The sequence below is a fragment of the Methylobacterium sp. Leaf399 genome (assembly GCF_001424525.1).
GTDB lineage: Bacteria > Pseudomonadota > Alphaproteobacteria > Rhizobiales > Beijerinckiaceae > Methylobacterium.
Genome location: NZ_LMQK01000023.1, coordinates 338,445 through 354,321, shown reverse-complemented (window position 1 = coordinate 354,321; position 15,877 = coordinate 338,445). Strand labels below are relative to the sequence as shown.

15 protein-coding genes are annotated in these 15,877 nt (G+C 71.1%); 10 read left to right on the top strand and 5 right to left on the bottom strand.

The window, feature by feature from the left end; genetic code table 11:
• The first annotated feature begins 45 nt into the window (after positions 1-45).
• The 5 genes from ASG40_RS12710 to ASG40_RS12690 all read left to right on the top strand — a co-directional run bounded on the left by ASG40_RS12710 (position 46) and on the right by ASG40_RS12690 (position 5,763).
• Complete coding sequence (locus tag ASG40_RS12710) at positions 46-375, top strand: CopG family antitoxin (RefSeq protein ID WP_082524047.1); 330 nt, start codon at positions 46-48, stop codon at positions 373-375.
• Entirely contained in the window at positions 372-1,808 is a 1,437-nt protein-coding gene (locus ASG40_RS12705; protein WP_055886065.1) for a UDP-N-acetylmuramoylalanyl-D-glutamyl-2,6-diaminopimelate--D-alanyl-D-alanine ligase, read from the top strand. Before ASG40_RS12710 ends, ASG40_RS12705 begins: the two co-directional genes overlap by 4 nt.
• A 100-nt stretch (positions 1,809-1,908) precedes the next feature.
• The gene (gene mraY / locus ASG40_RS12700) at positions 1,909-2,994 is read left to right on the top strand and encodes a phospho-N-acetylmuramoyl-pentapeptide-transferase (RefSeq protein WP_055886061.1); all 1,086 of its coding nucleotides are present in this window, start codon (positions 1,909-1,911) and stop codon (positions 2,992-2,994) included.
• A 7-nt stretch (positions 2,995-3,001) separates the two neighbouring features.
• Positions 3,002-4,360 carry a UDP-N-acetylmuramoyl-L-alanine--D-glutamate ligase gene (murD, locus tag ASG40_RS12695; protein ID WP_055886058.1) on the top strand — a complete coding sequence of 453 codons (1,359 nt, stop codon included), beginning with the start codon at positions 3,002-3,004 and terminating at the stop codon, positions 4,358-4,360.
• A gap of 86 nt (positions 4,361-4,446) precedes the next feature.
• The gene (locus tag ASG40_RS12690) at positions 4,447-5,763 is read left to right on the top strand and encodes an O-antigen ligase family protein (RefSeq protein ID WP_082524046.1); all 1,317 of its coding nucleotides are present in this window, start codon (positions 4,447-4,449) and stop codon (positions 5,761-5,763) included.
• 342 nt (positions 5,764-6,105) lie between these two features.
• Here the strand turns inward: ASG40_RS12690 and ASG40_RS12685 are convergent, their stop codons facing one another.
• The 3 genes from ASG40_RS12685 to maiA form a co-directional block, all read right to left on the bottom strand.
• Entirely contained in the window at positions 6,106-6,417 is a 312-nt protein-coding gene (locus ASG40_RS12685; protein WP_055886056.1) for a hypothetical protein, read from the bottom strand.
• A gap of 10 nt (positions 6,418-6,427) precedes the next feature.
• On the bottom strand, positions 6,428-7,759 hold the full coding sequence (locus tag ASG40_RS12680) for an NAD(P)/FAD-dependent oxidoreductase (protein WP_055886443.1): 1,332 nt from the start codon (positions 7,757-7,759) through the stop codon (positions 6,428-6,430).
• Between the two features lie 230 nt (positions 7,760-7,989).
• A complete protein-coding gene (gene maiA, locus ASG40_RS12675; RefSeq protein WP_055886053.1) occupies positions 7,990-8,634 on the bottom strand; it encodes a maleylacetoacetate isomerase in 645 nt (214 codons plus the stop codon).
• Positions 8,635-8,828: 194 nt separating this feature from the next.
• Here maiA and dgcN point away from each other — a divergent pair, with 194 nt between their 5' ends.
• Both dgcN and dgcA read left to right on the top strand, forming a co-directional pair.
• On the top strand, positions 8,829-9,851 hold the full coding sequence (gene dgcN, locus ASG40_RS12670; protein ID WP_055886050.1) for an N-acetyltransferase DgcN: 1,023 nt from the start codon (positions 8,829-8,831) through the stop codon (positions 9,849-9,851).
• Positions 9,848-10,837: an N-acetyl-D-Glu racemase DgcA gene (dgcA, locus tag ASG40_RS12665; protein WP_055886047.1), complete on the top strand. Its 990-nt coding sequence runs from the start codon at positions 9,848-9,850 to the stop codon at positions 10,835-10,837. The genes dgcN and dgcA overlap by 4 nt, the downstream gene beginning before the upstream one ends.
• Positions 10,838-10,866: 29 nt before the next feature.
• On the opposite strand, the gene ASG40_RS12660 is transcribed toward dgcA, so the two are convergent.
• On the bottom strand, positions 10,867-11,130 hold the full coding sequence (locus ASG40_RS12660) for a hypothetical protein (protein WP_055886045.1): 264 nt from the start codon (positions 11,128-11,130) through the stop codon (positions 10,867-10,869).
• A gap of 375 nt (positions 11,131-11,505) precedes the next feature.
• On the opposite strand from ASG40_RS12660, the gene ASG40_RS12655 reads away from it, so the two are divergent.
• The 3 genes from ASG40_RS12655 to ASG40_RS12645 all read left to right on the top strand — a co-directional run bounded on the left by ASG40_RS12655 (position 11,506) and on the right by ASG40_RS12645 (position 14,604).
• Positions 11,506-13,428: a sensor histidine kinase gene (locus tag ASG40_RS12655; protein WP_055886042.1), complete on the top strand. Its 1,923-nt coding sequence runs from the start codon at positions 11,506-11,508 to the stop codon at positions 13,426-13,428.
• Between the two features lie 100 nt (positions 13,429-13,528).
• Complete coding sequence (locus ASG40_RS12650; protein WP_055886039.1) at positions 13,529-14,227, top strand: peptidoglycan-binding domain-containing protein; 699 nt, start codon at positions 13,529-13,531, stop codon at positions 14,225-14,227.
• 35 nt (positions 14,228-14,262) lie between these two features.
• Positions 14,263-14,604, top strand: coding sequence for a DUF1491 family protein (locus tag ASG40_RS12645; RefSeq protein ID WP_055886035.1), 342 nt, complete (start codon positions 14,263-14,265; stop codon positions 14,602-14,604).
• Between the two features lie 126 nt (positions 14,605-14,730).
• Here ASG40_RS12645 and ASG40_RS12640 read toward each other — a convergent pair whose 3' ends face one another.
• The gene (locus tag ASG40_RS12640) at positions 14,731-15,852 is read right to left on the bottom strand and encodes a DUF2336 domain-containing protein (protein WP_055886032.1); all 1,122 of its coding nucleotides are present in this window, start codon (positions 15,850-15,852) and stop codon (positions 14,731-14,733) included.
• Positions 15,853-15,877 lie beyond the last annotated feature (25 nt).

The window sequence follows — 15,877 nt, the reverse complement described above, 5'->3', positions numbered from 1 at the left end:
GGCCGCTGAGTGCCCGCTACATGCACGCCGGGGAGGCTGCGAGATATGAGGCGAGTTCCGGAGTTTGAGAGCGACGCGGAGGCGGAAGCGTTCCTGGAGAACGACCTGTCCGATCTCGATGTCTCTCACTTCAAGCCCGTCGACTTTGCGGCGGCGCGCAAGGCCGCTCAGGTCGATCTTCGGGTCCCGGAGTCGCTTCTCGCTGCCGTCAAGCTGCGTGCCGAGGCGCGCGGCATGTCCCACGGGCGTTCTATTCGCGAGCTCATCGAACGCGATGTCGCTCGCAACGCTCCGGAACCGGCTCTTGCCGATGCCGCCTCGGTCCGTGACGAGGCCGTTGGGTACCCCGCTGAAGGACAAGGACGGGCTTGGTGAACGCGTCTCCCCTCTGGACTCCCGAAGCCCTCACCGCCGCCACCGGCGGAACCGTCCACGGGCATGCCAAGCCCGTCACCGGGGCCTCCATCGACACCCGCACCCTCCAGCCCGGCGACCTCTTCTTCGCCATTGCCGGAGAAGCCCGGGACGGTCACGATTTCGTGCGTGCCGCATTGGCGCAGGGTGCCGGGATGGCCGTCGTCGACGCGGGCCGTGCCGAGGAATTCGCCGGGGCCGGGGCGGTCCTGTCCGTCGCTGGCACCGGCGCCGATCCGGTCCTCGCCGCCATGCGCGCGTTGGGGGTGGAAGCGCGCCGGCGCACCGCCGCCAGGATCGTCGCCGTCACCGGCTCGGTGGGCAAGACCGGCACCAAGGAGGCCCTGCGCCACGTCCTGTCGGCGCAGGGCGAGACCCACGCCTCTGTCGCCTCCTACAACAACCATTGGGGCGTGCCCCTCACCCTCGTCCGGATGCCGGCGAGCGCCGCCTACGGCGTGTTCGAGGTCGGCATGAACCACGGGGGCGAGATCGTGCCCCTCACCGCCATGGTCCGGCCCGACGTCGCCCTGGTGACCACGGTGGAGCCGGTGCACATCGAGCATTTCGCCTCGCTCTCGGCCATCGCCGACGCCAAGGGGGAGATCTTCTCCGGCCTCGTCCCCGGCGGTATCGCGATCCTCAACCGGGACAACCCGGCCTATCCGCGCCTGCTGGCCCACGCCCTCGCCTCGCAGGCGGGCCGGGTCGTGAGCTTCGGCGAGCACGCGCAGGCCGATGTCAGGGCCTCGCGCATCGTCGTCCGCCCCGACCTGTCGGTGGTGGAGGCGCAGGTGATGGGCACGCCCGTGACCTACCAGATCGGCACGCCGGGCCGGCACGTGGCCATGAACTCCCTGGGCGTCATGGCGGTCGTCCACGCCCTCGGGGCGGACCTCGCCCTGGCCGCCCTTTCGCTGGCGAGCCTGAAGCCGCCGGTGGGGCGCGGCGAGCGCACCGCCCTGGCCTTCGACGCGGGCGAGGCCTTCCTCATCGACGAGAGCTACAACGCCAATCCCGCCTCGATCCGGGCGGCGCTCAGCACCCTGGCCACCGTCGAGACCGGTCCGCGCGGGCGACGGATCGCGGTGCTCGGCGACATGCTCGAACTGGGCCACGCCGGCGAGGAGCACCATCGCGCCCTCGCCGATGCGGTCGAGGCGGGCGGGATCGACCACGTCTTCACAGCCGGGCCGCTGATGCGCCACCTGTTCGAGGCCCTGCCGATGTCCCGGCGCGGGCTCGCGGCCGCGACGTCGGCCGAGCTCGTCGATCCGCTGCTCGGGTTCGTCCGTCCCGGCGACGTCGTGATGGTGAAGGGCTCTAACAGCATCCGCATGGGCCGGATTGTCGAAGCCCTCAAAGCCCGCTACGCGAACCCCCAGCCACGCTGAGTCGTCCGGAACGACGGTTCGAGCGTTGCTTCGGCGGGGCGGGCGGCCTTGCCGGAGTCCGGTCTCCCGTCGACCTCAAACCGCCGCGATCGAGTCCTGGATGCTGTATCTCCTGTCGGACCTGAGCGGTACGCTCTCGGCCCTCAACGTCTTTCGCTACATCACCTTCCGCACGGGCGGCGCGCTGTTCACGGCGGGCCTGTTCGTGTTCTGGTTCGGACCGTTGATCATCTCGTCCCTGCGCCTGCGCCAGGGCAAGGGCCAGCCGATCCGCGAGGACGGGCCGCAATCGCACCTGCTGACCAAGCGCGGCACGCCGACCATGGGCGGCCTGATGATCCTGGCGGGCGTCGTGGTGGCGATCCTGCTGTGGGCCAACCCGCGCAACCACTACGTCTGGACCGTGCTGGCGGTGACCCTGGGCTTTGGCGCGATCGGCTTCTACGACGACTACCTCAAGGTGACGAAGCAGTCGCACAAGGGCTTCTCCGGCCGGTTCCGGCTCATCCTAGAAGCGGCGATCGCCATCGCCGCCTGCACCGTGATCGCGGTCTACTCCCCGACCTCGCTCCAGAACCACCTCGCCTTCCCGGTCTTCAAGGACGCCCTGATCAACCTCGGCTGGTTCTACGTGCTGTTCGCCGCCTTCGTCATCGTCGGCGCGGGCAACGCCGTAAACATGACCGATGGGCTCGACGGCCTCGCCATCGTGCCCGTGATGATCGCCTGCGGCACCTTCGGAGTGATCGCCTACCTCGTCGGCAACGTCTTCACGGCCGGCTACCTGCAGGTCAACTACGTGCGCGACAGCGGCGAACTCGCGGTGATCTGCGGTGCGGTGATCGGGGCGGGCCTGGGCTTCCTGTGGTTCAACGCGCCCCCGGCGCAGGTCTTCATGGGCGACACCGGCTCCCTGGCGCTGGGCGGCCTGCTCGGCACCATCGCCGTGGCGACCAAGCACGAGATCGTGCTCGCCATCGTCGGCGGCCTGTTCGTCCTCGAGATGATGTCGGTGATCATCCAGGTCGCCTCGTTCAAGCTCACGGGCAAGCGCGTCTTCCGCATGGCGCCGATCCATCACCATTTCGAGCAGAAGGGCTGGAAGGAGGCCCAGGTGGTGATCCGGTTCTGGATCATCGCGGTCATCCTGGCGCTCGCCGGCCTCGCTACGCTGAAGCTGCGGTGAGCGCGGCATGACCCCGTCCACCACCTTCGCCGGCCGCACCGTCGCCCTGTTCGGCCTCGGCGGGTCGGGCCTTGCCACCGCACTCAGCCTGAAGGCCGGCGGTGCCACGGTCGTCGCCTGCGACGACAGCCCCGAGGGTATGGCCCGAGCGCAGGCGCAGGGCATTGCCACCGCGGACCTGCGCGATGCCGACTGGTCGTCCTTCGCCGCCCTGATCCTGGCGCCGGGCGTGCCGCTGACCCATCCGGCCCCGCACTGGACGGTGGGCATGGCGAAGGCCGCCGGCATCGAGATCGTCGGCGACATCGAGCTGTTCTGCCGCGAGCGGCGCAAGATCGCGCCCGGCGCACCCTTCGTCGCCATCACCGGCACCAACGGCAAGTCGACCACGACCGCGCTCGTCGCCCACGTCCTGGCGCAGGCCGGCTTCGACGTTCAGATGGGCGGCAACATCGGCACCGCGATCCTCTCCCTGGCGCCGTCCGCCGAGGACCGCGTCCACGTCATCGAGATGTCGTCCTTCCAGATCGACCTGACGCCCACGCTCGACCCGAGCATCGGCCTGCTCCTCAACATCACGCCCGACCACCTCGACCGGCACGGGACGATGGAGAACTACGCGGCGATCAAGGAACGCCTCGTGGCGGGTGCCGCCCTGGCCGTCGTCGGCATCGACGACGCGCCGAGCCGCGCCATCGCCGGGCGCCATGAAGGCCCCCTCGTGCGCGTCCACGTCGGCGAGCCGGAACCGGGCTTCGACGGTCTGTCCGCCCACGGGGCGGCGGTCTGGCGCGGGGACGAGCGGATCGCGGATCTAACCGGCATCGGCTCGCTGCGGGGTGCCCACAACGGTCAGAACGCCGCCTTCGCCACCGCCTGCGCCGAGGCCCTGGGGATCGATGCGGCGGGCCTGCAGCGGGGTTTGAGCAGCTTCCCCGGCCTGCCCCACCGCATGGAGGAGGTCGGCCGCAGGGGCCGCGTGCTCTTCGTCAACGATTCGAAAGCCACCAACGCCGATTCGGCGGACAAGGCGCTCTGCGCCTTCCACGACGTCCATTGGATCCTCGGCGGCAAGGCCAAGGAGGGCGGCATCCAGCCCCTCGCACCGCTGTTCGGCCGAATCTCCCACGCCTACCTCATCGGTGCCGCCTCCGACGATTTCGCGAAGACCCTGGAGGGACGCGTCCCCTACACCCGGTGCGAGACCCTCGACGTGGCGACGCGCGCCGCGGCGCAGGCGGCCGCGGTGTCCGACGCCTCAGAACCGGTGGTGCTGCTGTCCCCGGCCTGCGCCTCCTACGACCAGTTCCGCAGCTTCGAGGAACGCGGCGACCGCTTCAGGGACCTGGTGCGCGCGATTCTTTAAGGATCGCCTTCGCCAAATCTCAATCATTCCCGGCGCCTGATACGCCCCTGTACCGGGGTGCGTTCCGCCCCGTGGAGTGCGTGAGCATGGCGTCGTCCATCGCCGCCCCCCCGTCGCGACTGCGGCAAGGGGCCGGGAGCCGAGGGGCCTGGGCTCGGGGAGCCTGGTCCGACGTCACCGTCCTCGGCGTCCTGCGCGGTGTCGCCACCGTCATGCTCGCCGCGTTCATCTTTTTCGCCTGCTTCGCCTTTTCGGACACCTCGCCCTACGATCTGGTGGCGATCCCCACCATCCTGCTCTGGCTGTGCCTCGGCATCCGCATCAAGCGCGGCATCCTGCCGATGGTCGTGCTGCTGCTGCTCTACGTCGGAGCCATCGTCGTCGGCCTGATGCCTTATCTCGACGAGGCGCTGCCGGTGGCCTGGACGATCCAGCTCGCCTACCTCGCCGTCACCGGCGCGTTCTTCGCCATGGTGTTCTCGGACGAGACCACGTCGCGGGTCGAACTCGCGCTGAAGGCCTACACCGCGAGCTGCCTGTTCTCGGCGGTGCTCGGCATCCTCGGCTACTTCGGGGTGATCGGGCGGGAGGGCCTGTTCATGGTCTACGGCCGGGCGGCGGGCACCTTCAAGGACCCCAACGTGTTCGGCTCGTTCCTGACGCTGGGGGCGCTCTATCTGATGCACGGCCTGTTTGCCGGCACCAGCCGCCGCCCGGTCCTGTCGCTGGCGGGGTTGATCGTCCTGATGGCGGCAATCTTCCTGTCGTTCTCGCGCGGCTCCTGGGGTGGCTCGCTGGTGGCCATCGCCGTGATGGTGGTCGCGATCTACCGCACGAGCCCCTCGGGCGCCCTGCGCCGGCGGATCGTCGTCCTCACCGCCATGGCCCTCTGCACCGGCGTGCTCGCCATCGGGGCGCTGTTCCTCGTGGGCGACACCGCCGAGACCTTCGCGAAACGCGCCGCGGTCACGCAGGACTACGACGAGGGCGAGACCGGGCGCTTCGGCAACCAGCTGCGCGGCCTGAACATGCTGGTGGAGGCGCCCCTGGGCCTCGGACCCCTGCGCTGGCGCAACACCTTCGCGCTGGAACCGCACAACTCCTATCTCGGCAGCTTCGCCAACGGCGGCTGGCTCGGCGGCGCGGTCTTCATCGGGCTCGTGCTCGCCACCGGCTTCGTCGGTTTCCGGCTGATGTCGCGGGCTTCGCCCTATCGCCGGCACGCCCAGATCGTGTGGCCGGCCCTGCTGATGTTCTTCGTGCAGGCGGTGCAGATCGACATCGAGAAATGGCGCCACGTCTACATGATGCTGGGCATGGTCTGGGCGCTGGAGGCCGCCAGACTGACGTGGCTGGCGGGGGGAGGGGACGACCACGCCGCGACGGCGGACAGGCCTCGCTGACGGGGACGGTCGCGGCCAGGGTTCGCGCACCTGGGCGCCGAGGTGATCCCACGGGGCACCACCGGCATTTCGGGGCACCGCGGGCGAACCCGAGATCCGGAGCTTCCGATCGCGCAAAACCCTGCGACGCCCGTGTTTCAGAATCCCGGGCTCCGCTACGCGGCCCCGTGACGACGGAGCACCGAGGGTCGTTCGAAAACCGAGAGGCGTCCGGCCCGATCGCCGAGCCGGGCGGTCTCATACCATTTCCGGCTGATCACTTCGTGATGCGGAAATGGGCGTCGCTCAGGCGCCGCGCGGGCTCGGTGATACGGTTCCCGCTTGATCCAAGCGCAAACCGCATCACCCCTCCGCCGGTTCTTCCTCCGCGTCTCCCGTCCACGCCGTCGCGAAAGCGGCGAGCTGGCGCGCATCGGCGAAGGCGAGCACCGACAGGATGCGCTCGGACGGCATCGCGCCAGGGTAGGGCGCGATCAGCACGGTCTCGGTGCTGAGCCGTGCGCCGGGGGCGTGCGCGTCGAGCCACGCCTGCGCCTCCGGGCTCAGGCTGTCCGGCTCGGTGGGGTGGCGGGCGCGGGAATCCCCGCGCAGCACGATCACGTAGGGCCCGAGGGCGGGGTTGCGGTGCTGCAACGCCTGGATGATGTCGATCATCGCGTCGCCCCTAATGCAGCTTCACGCGGGCCTCGGTGCGCCGGGTGAGCGCCCGCGCCACGGCGTCGAGCGCCGTCTTGATGGTGCCGTGCAGGGCCTGCTCGTGCATCTTGTACAGCGACCGGTACATGAACCGCGCGAACAGCCCGGCGATGAACATGTTCTTCCCCTGGATGAACCCCATCAGGTTGCCCACGGTGGTGTATTCGCCGAGCGACACCAGCGAGCCGAAGTCGCGGTATTTGAAGGGCTTCAGCGGCTTGCCGGCGATGATGTTGGGGATCTGCCTGATGAGGTGGCTCGCCTGCTGGTGGGCCGCCTGGGCGCGGGGCGGGATCGGCGCGTCGGCGCCGGCCTCCACGAGGTAGGCGTTGTCGCCGATCGCGAAGATCGCCGGGTCGCGGGTGGTCTGGAGCGTCGGCGTCACCACGAGCTGGTTGTTGCGGGTGGTCTCGAGGCCGCCGATGTCCTTGAGGAACGGCGGCGCCTTCACGCCCGCGGCCCACACCACCAGTTCGGAGGGGATGAAGCCGCCGTCGGCGAGCTGCACGCCGTCGGCCCGCACCTCCGTCACCCGGGCCTGGATCCTGACCTCGACGCCGATCTTGTTGAGAAGCGTCATCACCTCGCCCGACAGGCGGGCCGGCACGGCGGGAAGGATGCGGTCGGCCGCCTCCACCAGGGTGATCTTGAGATCCTTGGCGGGGTCGATCCGGTCCATGCCGGTGGCGGCCACGTCCCGGGTGGTGCGGTGGAGTTCGGCGGCGAGCTCGGTGCCGGTGGCACCGGCACCGATCACGGTGACGTGGAGCTGGCCGGGACGGACCGGCCCGACCTGCGTATGGGCGCGCAGCATCCCGTTCACGAGGCGCTGGTGGAAGCGCACCGCCTGCTCCTGCGTGTCGAGGGCGATGGCGTGCTCCTTCACGCCGGGCGTGCCGAAATCGTTGGTGGTGGAGCCCACCGCCATCACGAGGGTGTCGTAGGGGATCGCACGCACGGGGGTGACTTCGCGGCCCTCGTTGTCGAAGCTCGCCCCGAGCTGGATCGTCTTGGCGGCCCGGTCGAGGCCGGTCATCTGGCCGATGCGGTAGCGGAAATGGTGCCGGTGGGCGTGATGGAGGTAGTCCACCGCATGGTGGCCGACGTCGAGGCTGCCCGCGGCGACCTCGTGCAGCAGCGGCTTCCAGATGTGGGTCCGTGCGCGGTCGACCAGGGTGACATGTGCCGTCTTGCGCCGCCCCATCGTGTCGCCGAGCTTGGTGGCGAGCTGAAGGCCCGCCGCGCCGCCGCCGACCACCACGATCCGGTGCAGATTGTCCTCGGTTTCACCCGGTACCATGCCGTCCTCGCCCCTCATCCCCGATCGGCCGTTTCCGGCCGTTGTCTCGTTCAGGCCGTCACCGGTTCGTCGGTTCCGGCGATCGTTCGCGGCCCGGCGGCGACCTTACCCGCCAACCGTGAGCAAAATCCAAGCCCGCACTCAATTTCGCGCCCGGCACGTCCGTCGCGCCCGGCATAATCCCTGGCCGCGCCTGCACCAACTCGCGGATGGGGCACCGGGGTCCTGCCTCACGCCGGGGCGCCCGGCTGGCGCAGAGGGTGTGCCCTGGCGAAGGCCTCCTGCGACAGGCAATCCTCGGCGATCCGGCGCACGGTGGGATAGGCCGCGGTCTCGACACCGAAGATGCCGGTGCCGACCCAGAGGCTGACGAGGCAGAGGTCCGCGTGGCTGATCGCGTCGCCTTGCGCGTAGCGGCCGGTGCCGGCCTCCGTGGAGAGCCGCGTCTCCAGGGTGGCGAGGCCGCGCCCGAACCAATGCCGCACGAAGCCGAGCATCTCCTCGCGCGGAATGGCGTGCGCCTCCATCAGGCGGTTGCGCACCCGCGGCACGTAGAGCGGATGGGTGTCGCAGGCGACCACCTGCGCCAGGGACCGGGCCCTCGCCCGCGCCCGCGGCTCGGCAGACAGCAGGGCCGGCTCGGGATGGATGTCCTCGAGGTAGTCGAGGATCGCCAGCGACTGCGTCAGCGGCGGCCCGTCGCCGTCGAACAGCGCCGGTACCGCGCCCTGCGGGTTGATCGCCAGGAAATCGGGCCGCAGCTGCTCGCCGGCATCGAGGTCGAGGAACGTCTCCTCGTAGGCGATCCCCTTGAGGTTCAAGGCGATCCGCACCCGGAAGGCGGCGGCCGAGCGCCAGTTGCCGTACATCTTCATGCCGCGTCCTCCCATCCGTACCGGCCGAGGACCACGCCCGAGTTCGACCGGGACCGCAAGACGTCGCCCGTCGCGCAGGCGTTCGCCTCGCCCGTCATCCTGCATTTGGCAAGCGGTCCATCGTCGCGCATAGACGCAGGCGAGATCGACGCGGCCCGGTGGTCCGCGACGTGCCTGACGGGTGAACCTACGCCATGCAGATCGCAACGCCCTACCTGATGTTCCTCGGCGACGTGCCCGACCGCCTCGCCGCCAAGACCGCCTACGGTATCGCCGACTGGCGCCCGGAATGGTGCGTCGGGCAATTGCGCATGCCAGCTTGCGCCGCCGACCTCGGCATTCCCGACCTGACCCTGGCGGAAGCGGTGGAGAAGGGCTGCCGCACCCTGGTGATCGGCGTCGCCAACGCCGGCGGCGTCCTGCCCGACCATTGGGTCGACGAGGTCGTAGCCGCCCTGGAGGCCGGGCTCGACGTCGCCAGCGGCCTGCACGTGCGCCTCGGGTCGATCCCCCGGATCGCCGAGGCGGCGGAGCGCAATGGGCGCGCCCTCCACGACGTGCGCCACACCGACGAGACCTTCGACACCGGCAAGGGCACGCCCCGGCCGGGCCGGCGCCTGCTCAGCGTCGGCACCGATTGTTCGGTGGGCAAGAAGTACACGGTGCTGGCGCTCGAGCGCGGCATGCGGGAGCGCGGCCTCGACGCCGACTTCAGGGCCACCGGCCAGACCGGGGTCTTCATCTCCGGGCGCGGGGTGGCGATCGACGCCGTGGTGGCCGACTTCATCTCCGGTGCCGTGGAGTGGATCGCCCCGGCGGCGGCACCCGACCACTGGGACCTGATCGAAGGGCAGGGGTCGCTGTTCCACCCCTCCTTCGCCGGGGTCAGCCTCGGGCTGCTGCACGGGGCGCAGGCGGATGCCTTCGTGGTCTGCCACGAGCCGAGCCGCACCGCCATGCGCGGCGTCAAGCATCCGCTGCCCTCGATCCAGGCGGTGATCGACCTGACCGTCCAACTCGGCAGCCTCACCAACCCCGGCATCCGCCCGGTCGGCATCGCCGTGAACACCCAGGCCATGGACGAGGCGCCGGCCAGGGCGCTGCTGGCGCATCTGGCCGAGGCCCATGGCCTGCCGGCCACCGATCCGGTCCGGTTCGGGGTCGAGGGCATCGTCGACCGGCTGGTCTCGGAGTTCCCGGCCGGAGCTGCCGCGTGACCCGGCGCCTCGCCGTCGCCGTCGAGCGGTTTCCCATCGCGGGCGCCTTCACCATCGCCCGCGGCAGCCGCACCGAGGCGGTGGTGGTGGTCTGCACGGTGACGGAAGGAGCGGACGGCACCCGCGGATGGGGCGAATGCGTGCCCTATGCCCGCTACGGCGAGAGCGTGGAGAGCGTGTGCGCGCTCTTGGAGGCCCAGGCACATGCGATCGCGGATGGCGCCTCGCGTCTCGATCTGCTCGCGCTGATGCCGGCGGGCGCGGCCCGCAACGCGCTGGATTGCGCGCTGTTCGACCTCGAAGCCAAGCAGCTCGGCCGGCCGGCCTGGGAGATCGCCGGCCTCACCGCGCCGCAGGTCGCCACCACCGCCTACACCCTGAGCCTCGGCACGCCCGAGAGCATGGAGGCGGCGGCGCGCACCGCATCGGCGCGACCCCTCCTGAAGGTCAAGCTCGGCGGCGAGGGCGACCCCGAGCGGATCGCCGCCGTGCGCCGCGGCGCGCCGGACTCGCGCCTGATCGTCGATGCCAACGAGGCCTGGCGGCCCGACACGATCGAGGCCAACCTCGCCGCCTGCGTCGCCGCCGGCGTCGGGCTCATCGAGCAGCCGCTGCCGGCAGGCGAGGACGCGCTGCTGGCCGAGATCGCCCGCCCGATCCCCATCTGCGCCGACGAGAGCCTGCACGACCGCGCCGGCCTCGACGCGCTCAGCCGCCGCTATGACGCCATTAACATCAAGCTCGACAAGGCCGGCGGCCTCACCGAGGCGGTGATGCTCGCCCACGAGGCGCGCGCGCGGGGGTTCTCCCTGATGATCGGCTGCATGGTCGGCACCTCGCTGGCGATGGCCCCCGCGATGCTGCTCGCCCACCACGCCGACTACGTCGACCTCGACGGCCCGCTGCTGCTGACACGGGACCGCGAACCGGGCCTGCTGTTCGAGGGCAGCCTGGTCCATCCGCCCGCGGCGGATCTCTGGGGCTGATTTCGGGAGGGCGCCGCCAAGGGCGGACGTCAGGGCGCGTCCACCCCGCGCCAGGCCGGCCTGCGGTCGGCCGCCGCCAGCGTATCGCGGGAGCTCGTCGCGCCTGCCACCTGACGCGTCGCCTCGGCGGCGGCCTCGCGGATCGCCCGCTCGCGCAGGTCCGGCGGCAGGGCGTTCCACAGGCTCGCGGGCGATACGGCTGCTGCGCGCGGGCCGGCGTCGGGCGCATCGCGCTGGGCCGCGAAGTAGGAGAGGGCACCGATCACCAGTACCGCACGCAGGACAAACGACATGGGTCCGATCCGAAGCGGCGCCGCCCCGGGCGGCGATCCCGAGAGGCGGGACCGGGCTCGGACAAAGCGTCATGCCCCCAGGTTGCAGGGGCACGCCCGCGAGGGTGGCGCCGGTCTCGTAAAGCAGAGGTATCGGGGCGCCTAAAACAGGCGCGCATGGTGAACGCCCCGTTGTCGCTCGCGGCAAAGCTTCGTCTTGCCCCGAAAAGAACCTCGGCGTCGATGCGACTTGGTCATTCTCCGGAAAGCATCCGAAGACATTGGCCCATCGTGTTGCAAGACTCGCTTAAGTCGCCTCTGCGACGGTTCGGTCAGTCGAGTTCATGTCGAGCCAAGGGGCGTCGGGGCTGCCGGTCAGGTGTCTTCGCGCTGTGCGTGTCGGTATTGCGTATCTACAGTGCCCTGGCATCCCTGGTCGATGCGCGTCTGGCGGGACTCGTCCACGAGTCCGTGCTCGACGACGCCAGCGTCCGGTTCCGCCACGAGCGTTTCCTGGTGTCCCGGCTCGCGACCGGGGCGGTGATGATGGTGGGCCTGCCGCCCTACCTTCTCTGGCGCGGCGTGCCGTCGGGGATCGAGGCGGTGGCCATCGCCAGCCTGCTGCTTCCGGTCTGCGCCGCCGCCATTCTGTCGCGCACCGGCAGCCTGTGGATCGCCCACGCCCTGTCCTCGGCGGGTCTCGCCGGCCTCGTCGTCTCCATCGCCGCCATGACGGGCGGCGCGAACTCGGCCGCCGCGATCTGGCTGGTGGCGATTCCCCTCGAGGCCGTGGTCTCCGGCTCGCGCCGGGCGACGCTGGCCGCCGCCGTCATCGCGGCGCTCAGCGCCCTGGTGATCGCCGTCCTGCCGGTCTGGAGCCTCAGCGGGCCGATGCTCGAATGGTCGTCGCGGCTGGCCATGCCGGTCTTCGCCATCACCGCCATCGGTCACATCGCGGCCCAGGCGATCGACCACATGCGCCAGGAGGGCCGGTGGCGCGCCAAGGCCCGCGACAACGAACTGCGCGACCGCATGCTGCTCTCGGCCATCGACGACCTCGTCACCTGGCACGATCACAACGGGCGTGTCCTGGAGGCGAGCGCCTCGGCCTCGAAGTTCGTGGGCGCCGACGCCGTCCGGCTGCGCGGCCACGGCCTGCTCGACCGGGTCCACGTCGGCGACCGGCCGGCCCTGCTGCAGACCCTGAGCGACGTCGCCGCCACCGGCACGCCGGCCACGGTCCAGTTCCGCCTCCACCTCGATGCCGCCGCCATCCGCGCCGAGGGCGAGGCGCGGGTGATCCATGCCGAGATGCGGGCCCACCGGATCGACCGCGGCAACGGCGGCGTCGAGCACACGACGGTGGTCGCCGTCACCCGCGACGTCACCGAGCATCGCCGCCATGCGGCCGAGCTGGAACGCGCCCGCGCCGAGGCCGAGCGTGCCGACGAGGTCAAGAGCCGCTTCCTGGCCACCGTCAGCCACGAGCTGCGCACGCCGCTCAACGCCATCATCGGCTTCTCGCAGGTGCTGGCGGGGGAGGGCGCGATCAGCCTGGAGCCCGAGCGCAGCCGCGAATACGCCGGCATCATCGGCAGCTCGGGCCAGCACCTCCTCGACGTGGTCAACACGCTGCTGGACATGTCGCGGATCCAGAGCGGCCATTTCGACTACAACCCCGAGAGCCTCGACATCGGCGCCCTGGTCCGGTCCTGCTGCGACCTGATGCAGCTCAAGGCCGACGAGGCCGGCATCGCCCTCGTGCGGGTCGCCGTTCCGCCGGGTCTCGAGATCACCGCCGATCCGCGGGCCTGCCGGCAGGTGCTGATCAACCTGCTCTCGAACGCCGTGAAGTTCACGCCCGCGGGCGGGCGGGTCGAAATCGGGATCCGCCGGTCCGGCCAAGCCCTCGACCTCGTCGTCGCCGATACCGGCATCGGCATCGCCGCGGCCGACCTGCCGCGCGTCGGCGACCCCTTCTTCCAGGCGGGCGACGGGTATCGCCGTGCCCACGAGGGCACGGGGCTCGGACTGTCGGTGGTCCAGGGCCTCGTAGGCCTCCACGGCGGCAGCATCGCCATCGAGAGTACGATCGGCGAGGGCACGACGGTCACCGTGACCCTGCCGTTCGAATGCCGCAGCGGTGACGAGGACGTGACGCCGGCCCCCATCCGCACCGGTCCGCGGCGCGGGGGCGCCCAGGGCGGGCTGGTGCCGGTACGGCAGACGGCGGTGGCGATGCGGCGTCCGATCGGTCTGTTCGACGCGGTCAGCGAGCCGGTACGCGAGAGCTACGTACCGACGCGGTTGAGCGCATGACGCGGGGTCCTCGTCGCCGGGCGCGGTCGGACGCGCCTCTCGGGTTCGACCGCCGGCCGGTCGGAATTTTCTTCACGTGACGGTTCAGGAACAGACATCGATGCGCGAGCCGAGCGTCCGACGCGATCAGCGCGAGATCGCCATCCCCTCCGATGCCCGCGCCGATGCGCGGCCTCCCGCACGTCGGCGCGCCGCCTCGGGCGGACCGGCACGGGGCGCTTTCGGAAAGGGTTTCGCCGTCGTGGTCGCCGCCGCTCGCCTGTGCCGGCGCCGTCCGGCCGAGGTCCTGGGCGTCATCGCCGCCCTCGTCGCGGCCGGCGCGGTCTCGCTCAACGCCCTCGGTTCGCAGACCGGCCGCCACCCCGCACCGATCCTCGCCAACCTCTCCCCCAAGGTCGCGCCCGCCGCCCCGCCCAGGAAGGCGAGCGCCGAGAAGCCCCCCGAGAAGACGGCCCAGCCGGCGACGACCGAGACGGCCGCGAAACCCGAGGCACCGCGTCAGACCGGCCGCGACGGCATCGGCGACATCCTCAAGGCCAGCGAACCGTCCCGCCCGGGCGACACCACCGCGTCGGTGACGCCCAAGGCGGCGGCCTCGGGCGGCGACGCGGTGATCAAGGCCCAGAGGGCCCTGGTCAAGCTCGGCTACGGTCCCCTGCGGGCGGACGGGGTGATGGGGGCCGGCACCCGCGCGGCGATCACCAAGTTCGAGCGCGACAGCAAGCTGCCGGTGAAGGGCGAGCCCGCGGGGCGGACCCTGCGCGAACTCGCCTCCCGCGCCGGCCTGCCGCCGGGATAGTCGCATCCCGGCCGGGGGGTGCTATAGGCCGGCCCATGCCACGCCTGCGCTCCGACTTCTGGGTCTCCGCCCACCTGCGCCGCCTCGGCGTCGAGGGCATCGCCGCCGTCCAGCGACGGCGCGGCTCGCCCGAGGCCGGGGCGATCTTCGTCAAGGTCGATCGCCTCGACGGGACCGCCGACCTGTTCGGGCCCGCGCCGCAATCCCTGATCGACGAGGATTCGGCCGGCGAGCGCCTATTCGTCGCGCTGATGGCGGCGGCCTCACCCGTCGATGTCGAGGACAGGATCGCCAAGGAGCTGCGTTTCGACGGCGATCTCTGGATCGTCGAGATCGACGATCGGGACGGACGCCACCGGCTCGACCTGGCCGAGTGATAGGGCTCCCACTCGAATCGGGCGGACGCCGTCTCACCGAGCCCGCGCGAAGCCCATTCTCCGCACCACGACGCGATCGAACGGTGAGTGGTCCGGTCCCGACCGGGAGCCGTCCGTGCGCAGCCCTCAGGACTGCTTGCGCACCCGGCTCGGCAGCACCGGACGGATCGACGGCCGCTCGACGGCGGCGGAGCGGGACCGCACGGCGTCCGGCGCATGATAGGCCTGATGGGCCTCCGCCGCCCCGGTGCGCTCGGCCACTGGCGCATCGATGATGGCGGCGATGAGGTCGCGGGCCGCCGGGCGGCCGGTGGTGCGAAACAGCCTGACGAGATCGTAGACCCTGTCCACCGACCGGGCGACGGACTCGTTGAGGGTGAGGAAGACGTAGACCGCCTCCTCCTCGTGCAGGCCGGCGGCGCGCAGGGCCAGGGTGAGGAGTTCGTAGCGTCGCGACGGGTCGGGGACCGATGCGAGGAAGCCTTTGGGCAATCCGAGCAGGTCGCTCAGCGCCCCGACGAACCCGGCGATGTCCCGGCGGCCCGAGAAGCCCGTGAGGATGGCGCCCGCCTCGCGCGGTGCCGGCGGGCACGGCCGCAGGGCCGCGGTGCTCGCCACAGCCGAGGCGATCTCCTCCCGCACCTCGGGCGACGCGAACAGGAACAACGGTGCGAGATCGGCGGGCGACAGGTCGGGCCTCTGCAGGATTTCGGCGGCGAGGTCCGCGTCCTGGCGGGCGCGGTCGACGAGGCGGCGCAGCACCTCGCCCTGGAGGGCGACCCGGGTGTTGGCCGCCAGGGCCTTGTCGATCCCCGGCACCGCCCGCGTCGCGAGGTCGGCGAGCACGTGTCGGCTGAGATCCGGCCGGGCGGCGATGGCCGGACCGAGGTCGGCGCGATCGGCGACCGCGGCGTCGAGGATCTCCGCGTTGAGCACGGCCGCCTGGGCGATGACGATGTCCCGGATCGCGCCGCCGCGGGCGGCGAGCCTGGCCAGGACCGAGGACGGGGTTCCGGGAAAGGGGGCGAGCTTGCGGGCCACGGTCTCGGCGGTGGCGTCGTCGACGGTGGGAATCAGACCGCCGGCCAGGGCTTCGAAGGCGGCCACGGTGCGTGGGTCGCGGGTCTCCGTCGAGACGAAGAGATCGGTCTGCACGCGCAGGATCACCGGCTTCAGATCGAGATGCTCGACCCGGGCCAGTTCGATCAGACCGGAGAGGTCCGGCGCATCGTCGAGGGATGAGGACATAGGACTTCGATCACGCGGATGACGC